The sequence below is a fragment of the Desulfobulbaceae bacterium genome, assembly GCA_013792005.1.
GTDB lineage: Bacteria > Desulfobacterota > Desulfobulbia > Desulfobulbales > VMSU01 > VMSU01.
In genome coordinates this window covers 1-7,780 of sequence record VMSU01000068.1, presented here as the reverse complement: position 1 = coordinate 7,780, position 7,780 = coordinate 1, and the positions used below count along the sequence as shown (strand labels likewise).

Genomic DNA, 7,780 nt, shown 5'->3' with positions numbered 1-7,780 from the left:
TTGGCCATGGCTTGCGGTCTGGCGAGTAAAATCCGCCTCAATAATCGTCATCGCTGCCATGGCATCTTCGCGGCGGACCCGAAGTTCTATTTCGCCGCTGCCACAACACCCCTTGCCGCACGAAGGTTTATCCCCCCACACCAGCGTCCCGATATTATCAAGTTTCAACTGCTGCTCAATACGTCTGACCTCGGCAAGAGATGCTTTAAAGATGGTAACAATGTCATCGTCCACAGTCAAGGCCCCCTTGCGAACGACTTGTGCCTTGCCTTTAGACTGACGTTGCGCCAGCAGGTCAGCCCCACTGATCAGCGCAGCACCACACACTCCGCAGCCCGACATCTCGGGGATATACTCATCGTTACAACGTAAGCAGTACCGCATTTGGGGATCAATATCTGTAATCATGGTATTAGGTATTCCAGTCAGTTGTTTTTGGTAAACAGAAGGACAATCTTGGCAATCCCAGTAATCATTCTCGGCCAGAATAAGCCTCTTCAGGCTAAAGAATAAACCGGCTCAAGTCCTCGTCCTTTGCTATTGCCGCTAATTTCTGAGTAACATACTCAGCCGTCACCGTAAATGATTTCTCCTCTTGATCCGGGGCGTTAAAAGAGAGATCCTCAAGCAGGCGTTCAAGAATGGTATGCAGCCTTCTGGCCCCGATATTATCTGTCTTCTTATTAACCAGAGAACAGATCCTGGCCATCTCACGGATAGCGACGTCCTCAAAGTGCAACTCAATTCCTTCGGTAGCCATCAACGCCACATACTGCTTGATCAAGGCATTTTGCGGCTCGGTTAGAATCCGATAAAAATCATCTTCACTCAAGGAGTCAAGCTCTACCCGGATCGGGAATCTACCCTGCAGTTCAGGAATCAGGTCAGAAGGTTTGCAGGTATGAAAGGCCCCGCTGGCAATAAAAAGAATATGGTCGGTCTTCACCATCCCGTATTTGGTGTTGACAATAGATCCCTCGACAATAGGCAACAGATCCCGTTGAACCCCTTCACGGGAAACCTCAGCCCCACGTTGACCCTCTCCTTGCCTTGAGGCTATCTTGTCGATTTCATCAAGAAAGATGATTCCAGTTTGCTCAGTACGCTGGATAGCCAGCTTGACCACCATCTCTTCATCGATCAGCTTTTCGGTCTCCTCAATTGTCAATAGTCGCAAGGCCTCATCAACCGACACTTTGCGCTTTTTGCTCTTTTTGGGAAACATCTTACCAAAGACATCTTTCAGACCCGAACTCAGGTCATCGGCGCCGGAGTTTGAAAAAACCTCGATCATCGGCATAGCATGAGGCTGAGAGATATCCATCTCCACCTGCCGTTCACGGAGTTTCCCCTCCCGGAGCATCTGACGAAATTTTTCACGAGTCGGGTTCTCCGATACGTATTCACCACTTCCACCCTGATGACCATTGACCGGAGACAATCCTGGAACGGGTGGCACCAGGAGATCAAGAAGACGTTCCTCGGCATTCACTCCGGCCTTCTCTTCAACTGTCTGACGTGCTTCGCTGCGAATTATGGCGATGCCAATTTCCGTCAAGTCACGAATCATGGATTCCACATCCCTACCCACATAACCGACTTCGGTAAATTTAGAGGCCTCAATCTTAAGAAAAGGAGATTGGGCCAAATTGGCAAGCCTCCTGGCGATCTCGGTCTTCCCGACCCCGGTCGGCCCTATCATAATGATATTCTTAGGTGAAATCTCATCACGTAGGGGTGGGCTGACCTGCTGACGACGCCAACGATTGCGTAGAGCAACCGCAACAAACCGCTTAGCATCGGACTGACCGATGATGTAGCGGTCAAGCTGTTCGACTATCTCTCTTGGTGTTAAACTGGCCATAGCATCTTGGGTGTTAGCTGACAGTAAAGGCATATATTTCGCGCTGCATTAAATTTGATAAAAGTGACTACGCCTGGTTATCGGTTTACGGTTAACAGTTGGCGGTTAGGGTGCCTAACAGGAGCTAATTGCTCCCTAACATCTCTTCTGAATTAACAGCGACTCAGTTAAACCGCAAACCGTTAACTGATCACTGATCACTGTGAACGAAGCTTTGAACCGCTAAGCACTACAGTTTCTGCATTGTGATGTTGCTATTGGTGTAAATACAGATTGAGGCCGCAATCTCCATCGCAGTTCGACAGATCTCTTCAGCATTAAGATCGGTGCGTTGAATCAAAGCCTTAGCCGCGGCCTGGGCATACGGACCTCCGGAACCAATAGCCAAGATACCGTCATCCGGTTCAATCACATCACCCGTGCCCGAAAGCAAAAGAGAGTGATCTTTATCGACGCATACCAGAAAGGCCTCAAGCTTACGGAGCAATTTATCGGTCCGCCAATCCTTGGCTAACTCGACCGCAGCACGCATCAAGTTGCCATCGTACTGCTCAAGCTTTTTCTCAAGTCGCTCAAAAAGAGTAAAGGCATCGGCGGTAGATCCGGCAAACCCGCACACCACCTTGCCCTCATAAAGTTTTCTGACCTTTTGAGCATTATGTTTCATCACGGTATTGCCCAGTGATACCTGACCATCACCAGCCACTACCACCTCACCATGCCGCCTTACTGAAATAATTGTTGTTGATCGAATTTTCATAAAACTCTCATAATGAAAAATGGCTCTTTACTTTTTTCAGCCAAGCAACTAAGCCCGAGCCGAAGATAAATGGAACAAAGTTTCTTCCTCATGCATCACCCGGTATCTCCTGCTTTCTTTTTATGAGCCTGAGGATGAGCCTTGTCATACACGGCCATCAAATGGTCAACTGTAAGATGGGTATACCGCTGGGTGGTTGACAGGCTGACATGGCCAAGCAGTTCTTGAACCAAGCGAAGATCCGCCCCCATTTCCAGGAGGTGGGTAGCAAAAGAGTGCCTTAGGGCATGAGGGGTAACCCCACTCAAAAGACCAACCCGTTGGGCGTACATTGACACCAACCGCTCGACACTGCGGGTGGTTAAACGGCCACCACGATGATTAACAAACAGAGCCTCCTGATCAAGAACGGCTCCACTCCGCGTGCCTGCCTCAAGCAAGACCTGGCGCTCTGGGAAATACCGCTGCAGAGAATCAACAGCAGGACTCCCCATGGGAACCAGCCGCTCACGATTTCCTTTGCCGGTTACCGTAACCATTTCTGTCTCAAAATCAAGTGAATTCCTCTGCAAGCTGACCAGTTCCGCAACCCGCATCCCGGTCGAATATAATAACTCCAGCATCGCCTTGTCCCGGGCAGCAAAAACATCCTGAGGCCCTGGCGCTTCTATAAGTCGAAAGACCTCATCCACGCTCAAGAATACCGGGATACAATGGCTCTGTTTGGGCCTGACCACCCCCGCCAATGGGTTGCGAGCAATTATCCCTCTCTGGACCAGAAAACGAAAAAAAGTCTGTAACGCCGATAATTTTCTGGCAACAGAAGATGGTTTGTTGATACCGTGCAAGGCGTAAATAAAGACGCGGATTTCAGCAGGGCCGATCATGGCAAGCGTGGTCTTTGGTCGCACGGTGGCGGCAAACCCAGAAATATCGCGAAAATAATTATCCGCGGTATGGTCGGAATATCCCTTTTCCACCGTAAGCCAACGCATGAACATGTCCAAATGCGGGGCCAATTCTGTGCTAAAGATATTTTCTATCTGCATGATCATGAACATTATATAATGAGGTTATACTTTCACGGACACTCAATATCGAGTATGAATGATGCCCTGATCCGAGAAGGTGTATTCAGACAAAAGGCCACTAGAGACCAGTCTCTATCGAGAAACGCCACCTAACCACAATAACACTCTGATGAATAGTCAAGAATCCAACAATGACCCCCTACACGGAATCACCCTGGAAGTGATCGTGACCCGCCTGGTGGAAAAGTACGGATGGACATCTCTAGCTAAAAAAATCAAGATCAGATGCTTTACCCATACCCCAAGCATTCAGTCCAGCCTTAAATTCCTTCGAAAAACCCCCTGGGCCAGGGAAAAAGTTGAAAATCTTTACCTACGCAACCTTCGATAAGATATTGGCAGATAAGATACGTTCCCTGCACCATCAACCAACCACCTCTTTCCTCCGTGATCCGGCGGGCTACCACTCACTCTTACGTCTGACATCATACTCGAACAGTCCTGCCCTTAATTCACTCTATCCACGAATTAATTTCCCGCACTATGGCACAGAAAACATCATACGATGAATATCCGGACTCAGAGATTCATCACAAAAATTCATAAGATCACACTCAACTGTTGATGAATTTTTAGCGATTAGCAAGGCTATTTATCGAACATCCATATAAATAAAGGACACTCTCTTGAACCTGATAATCATCAACGTGCAAATCCCCATCGAAAGCGACGGAACCGATGCTTACCTGACTGCCGCCTCACGGCAGATGAAAATAAGCGAAGATAAAATATTCATCGCCAAGATTCTTAGCAAATCGCTTGATTCCAGAGACAAAGAGCAATTCTATTACAAACTGTCCCTCGTTGTCAGCACTGATGAGACCTTCAGTAACAGCGAAAACTTTCCCTGTTACTCGGAAAAAACAAAAGAGACCAGGAAAGCAGCGGTCATTAAGGATAGGCCTATAATAGTCGGATTTGGCCCTGCCGGAATGTTTGCCGCTCTTGAACTTATTGATTATGGGATCAAACCTTTAATCTTTGAGCGGGGGAAGAAAATCGAAGAGCGAACCGTTGATGTGCAGCGATTTATCAATGAAAGAGAAATTAACTCTGACTCGAATATCCAATTTGGCGAAGGCGGCGCCGGTTCATACTCAGATGGCAAGCTCTTTTCCAGGAGAAACAACAACTCAAGTTATGTCAACAGGGTGCTGAAAACGTTTATTAAATTTGGTGCCCCGGAAGAGATAGGATACATCAGCAAACCCCATTTGGGAACTGATGTATTGTGCACAATCGTTCGCAATATAAGAACATATATCCTTGAGCGGGGCGGTGAGATCTTTTATGGCTCACAAATGACGGACATCCTGATCTCGGAGGGGAAGGCCTCAGGTATTATTATCAATGGCGAAAAGGAATATCTCTCCTCACGAATCTATATTGCTTTGGGACATTCTGCCCGTGATACAGTTAAGATGATGCATCACAAAGGCGTCGCCATTGAACAGAGACCAATCGCTGTCGGGTTGAGAATTGAGCATCCTGTCGAGACTATCAACCTCATCAGATACGGCGCCAAGTATAAAGATTTCAAGCCACTAGGAGCTGCCACCTACTCTTTGAATTATACAAATCGAGCAATCAAGAGGGGGGTCTATACATTCTGTATGTGCCCTGGAGGTGAGGTGATTAATGCGTCTTCTGACCACGGGATGATGGTGGTAAACGGGATGAGCTACTCACACAGGGCATCAGAGTTTTCAAATGCAGCGTTGGTTGTGACCTGTCACGCAGATGACTATAAATCGACTTGCCCACTTTCTGGGATAGAGTTTCAACAGGATATTGAACGCAAGTCTTTTGCCGCAGGAGGCGGTAATTGGCAACTCCCTGCCCAGAACTTGATGCATTTCTTAGGTGACAAAAGCGCTGTCACCTTAAACAACAACTCGTACAAGATGGGGACCGTCTCTGCTGAGATGAGAGACATCTTTCCAGGATTTGTGATCGATGAACTAGTGGCCGCATTTAATCAATGGAAAAAAGAAGTCCCATTATTTGTTTCCAACCAAGCGATACTGCTTGGCACGGAAACAAGAACTTCATCACCGATACGGATTAAACGCAACGAACATTTTGAATCGGTAACTATCAAAAATTTGTACCCGATAGGTGAGGGTTCAGGCTATACCGGCGGCATAACGAGTTCTGCCGCTGATGCCATAAAAGCTATCGAAACCAACTGGTTGAATGGCTGCACCTGACTAAAGGCCGCGACAGCCGACCAACTAACTCTCCAGAGCTGCGCCAGCCTCCCCTCACGCTATGAACTCAACCGGGCAATTAACCTTTTCAATCGCGCCTGAGCGGAAGCGATATCTGCGAGACTGGCAAATGCCCGCACCCTCTCTTCGTTCGCCTGATCAAAACCGCCGACCAATGGATGCCGAGCCAATAAAGCACTGATAAAGGCCCTGTCCAAGCGGTCACCAGGCTCGTCCGATTGATCCATTTCCATCATACTGTACCAATCATGAACCAGAGACAAACTCAGAGCCTGTTGAACTTCACTTCGAAGTATCGCTGTCGCTGCATAACCGTGACGAAAGAGATCCTGCATACTCCAGGTCTTGATGAGATCACCCGCCTGAGTGGCATCAATGACGATATCCCCTTGCCGCCCCGAGACCTCTTTGGTAAGCAGCGCCTCCATGCCCAAGGAGATCGTATCTCTAACCCGCATGGCGATATCCGCAACATATTCGATGTCTTTAGGTGTTTCCCCATAAGCGATGATAGCTGTATTGATAGACCAAACGAGTTCTTGTTCCAAGCGGGAAAGATATGCCTGATCGGTAATCCGTGCCATTGCCTGTACTAACAGATTGGACTCTCCCAGAACTTGAGCGTACAGTGCCGGCAATCGAGTAACTGCACACTGCTCCGGCTCAAGTGCGCGTGACGGCGGCTGTTTTTTAGGAGGACTGAACAGGATGGCGGCTTCGTCAGGCGCGATAAAACCAAACTCGTGCATACGTCCGCTCCGGATTCGTAAAGCATTTTCCTCAATTTGGCTCTGCATCTCCCAGCGCACAGCGGCGATAAGATGGTGAGCCTCATCGGCATCATGCTGATACAGCGCCCCCACCAGCCCCAAGACATTGATCGGCATTGGGTCATCAATTTTAATCTCCAGGAGATAGAGAGAATCAGGGGTCATGGCCCTGATTTTTTCTTCCAGATCATCCTCGGGATCAGGAATCTGGTCATCTTCAAAAGAATAGACCACAAGTGTCTTGCCCAAAAAGATGATTTGCACCTCACTGTCTAAGGCAAAAAAAGTTTGCGCCAAAGTAATCGCTCCTTCATCGGCAAAAACCGCCAACCACTCAGCCAAGGCGACAGGCTGAAAATCATGGCTATGCCAGCAAGTGAGATCAATACATGCCTGTATTTGCCCCTCCGTCATGTGCAACAGAAGTGGCCTTGCTTGGTCGAACCCCAACTCTCTGGCTATGAAATAGGCCTCTAACGGTTCCAGGGCGGAAACCTGAGCCGCCTGGTCTTGTGCGTTAAGGAGTCTTTCCCCGCTCCGGGTCAGAGCACGGGTGAGATCAGCTCGAAAACGAGTGAGTTCAATAATGTTACTCGTCATAATATTCTCCTCGCGGAAATACGATAGATAAAAACAAGCCGGACATTGTTAATAAGCCAAGACGCCTGATACGAATCGCCAGCAAACTCACCCGCCAACGGCATGACACAAGGCCGTGGTTACATCGAAACTTCCGGCTCCTCAGAGTCTAACGTGGACAAGGGCAGGGTCTGAAAATAACCGCTTGGACTGTACCAGAAATTTAACAATGATGTGAAGGATATGGCCGAAAAGCAGGGGTTCAGAATATCGACAAGAAATGAGTTTCGGATGGCTGATTAGCATATCAACATTACGTCATTATCAGGATTATAGCCACGTAATTCTTCCAACTGTAAACGTTCAGTAACTACACAGGTTAACGGTAATCAGTTGTCGGTTTACGGTTAAAAGAATCATGGTTAGTCATAAATCATCGCATGATACTCAATGTCAGTGTGTCCTCAGCCATTGGCAGGACCTTA

The 7,780-nt window shown here is 48.0% G+C and carries 7 protein-coding genes; 2 read left to right on the top strand and 5 right to left on the bottom strand.

From position 1 onward, the window contains the following. From FP815_03820 to FP815_03805, 4 genes are all read right to left on the bottom strand, one after another. A partial coding sequence (locus tag FP815_03820; GenBank protein ID MBA3014065.1) for a hypothetical protein occupies window positions 1-408 on the bottom strand: 408 nt, incomplete at its 3' end. Between the two features lie 94 nt (window positions 409-502). Next, window positions 503-1,864: an ATP-dependent protease ATPase subunit HslU gene (hslU, locus tag FP815_03815; protein ID MBA3014064.1), complete on the bottom strand. Its 1,362-nt coding sequence runs from the start codon at window positions 1,862-1,864 to the stop codon at window positions 503-505. A 229-nt stretch (window positions 1,865-2,093) separates the two neighbouring features. After that, window positions 2,094-2,624: an ATP-dependent protease subunit HslV gene (hslV, locus tag FP815_03810; GenBank protein ID MBA3014063.1), complete on the bottom strand. Its 531-nt coding sequence runs from the start codon at window positions 2,622-2,624 to the stop codon at window positions 2,094-2,096. Between the two features lie 95 nt (window positions 2,625-2,719). Further along, on the bottom strand, window positions 2,720-3,673 hold the full coding sequence (locus FP815_03805; protein ID MBA3014062.1) for a tyrosine recombinase XerC: 954 nt from the start codon (window positions 3,671-3,673) through the stop codon (window positions 2,720-2,722). A 151-nt stretch (window positions 3,674-3,824) separates the two neighbouring features. Between FP815_03805 and FP815_03800 the strand changes: the two genes are divergently transcribed. After that, entirely contained in the window at window positions 3,825-4,046 is a 222-nt protein-coding gene (locus FP815_03800) for a DUF2132 domain-containing protein (protein MBA3014061.1), read from the top strand. 295 nt (window positions 4,047-4,341) lie between these two features. Next, window positions 4,342-5,925: a dehydrogenase gene (locus FP815_03795; protein MBA3014060.1), complete on the top strand. Its 1,584-nt coding sequence runs from the start codon at window positions 4,342-4,344 to the stop codon at window positions 5,923-5,925. 59 nt (window positions 5,926-5,984) lie between these two features. Here FP815_03795 and FP815_03790 read toward each other — a convergent pair whose 3' ends face one another. Further along, window positions 5,985-7,316, bottom strand: a complete 1,332-nt coding sequence (locus tag FP815_03790; GenBank protein ID MBA3014059.1) for a hypothetical protein — start codon at window positions 7,314-7,316, stop codon at window positions 5,985-5,987. Between the last annotated feature and the right edge of the window lie 464 nt (window positions 7,317-7,780).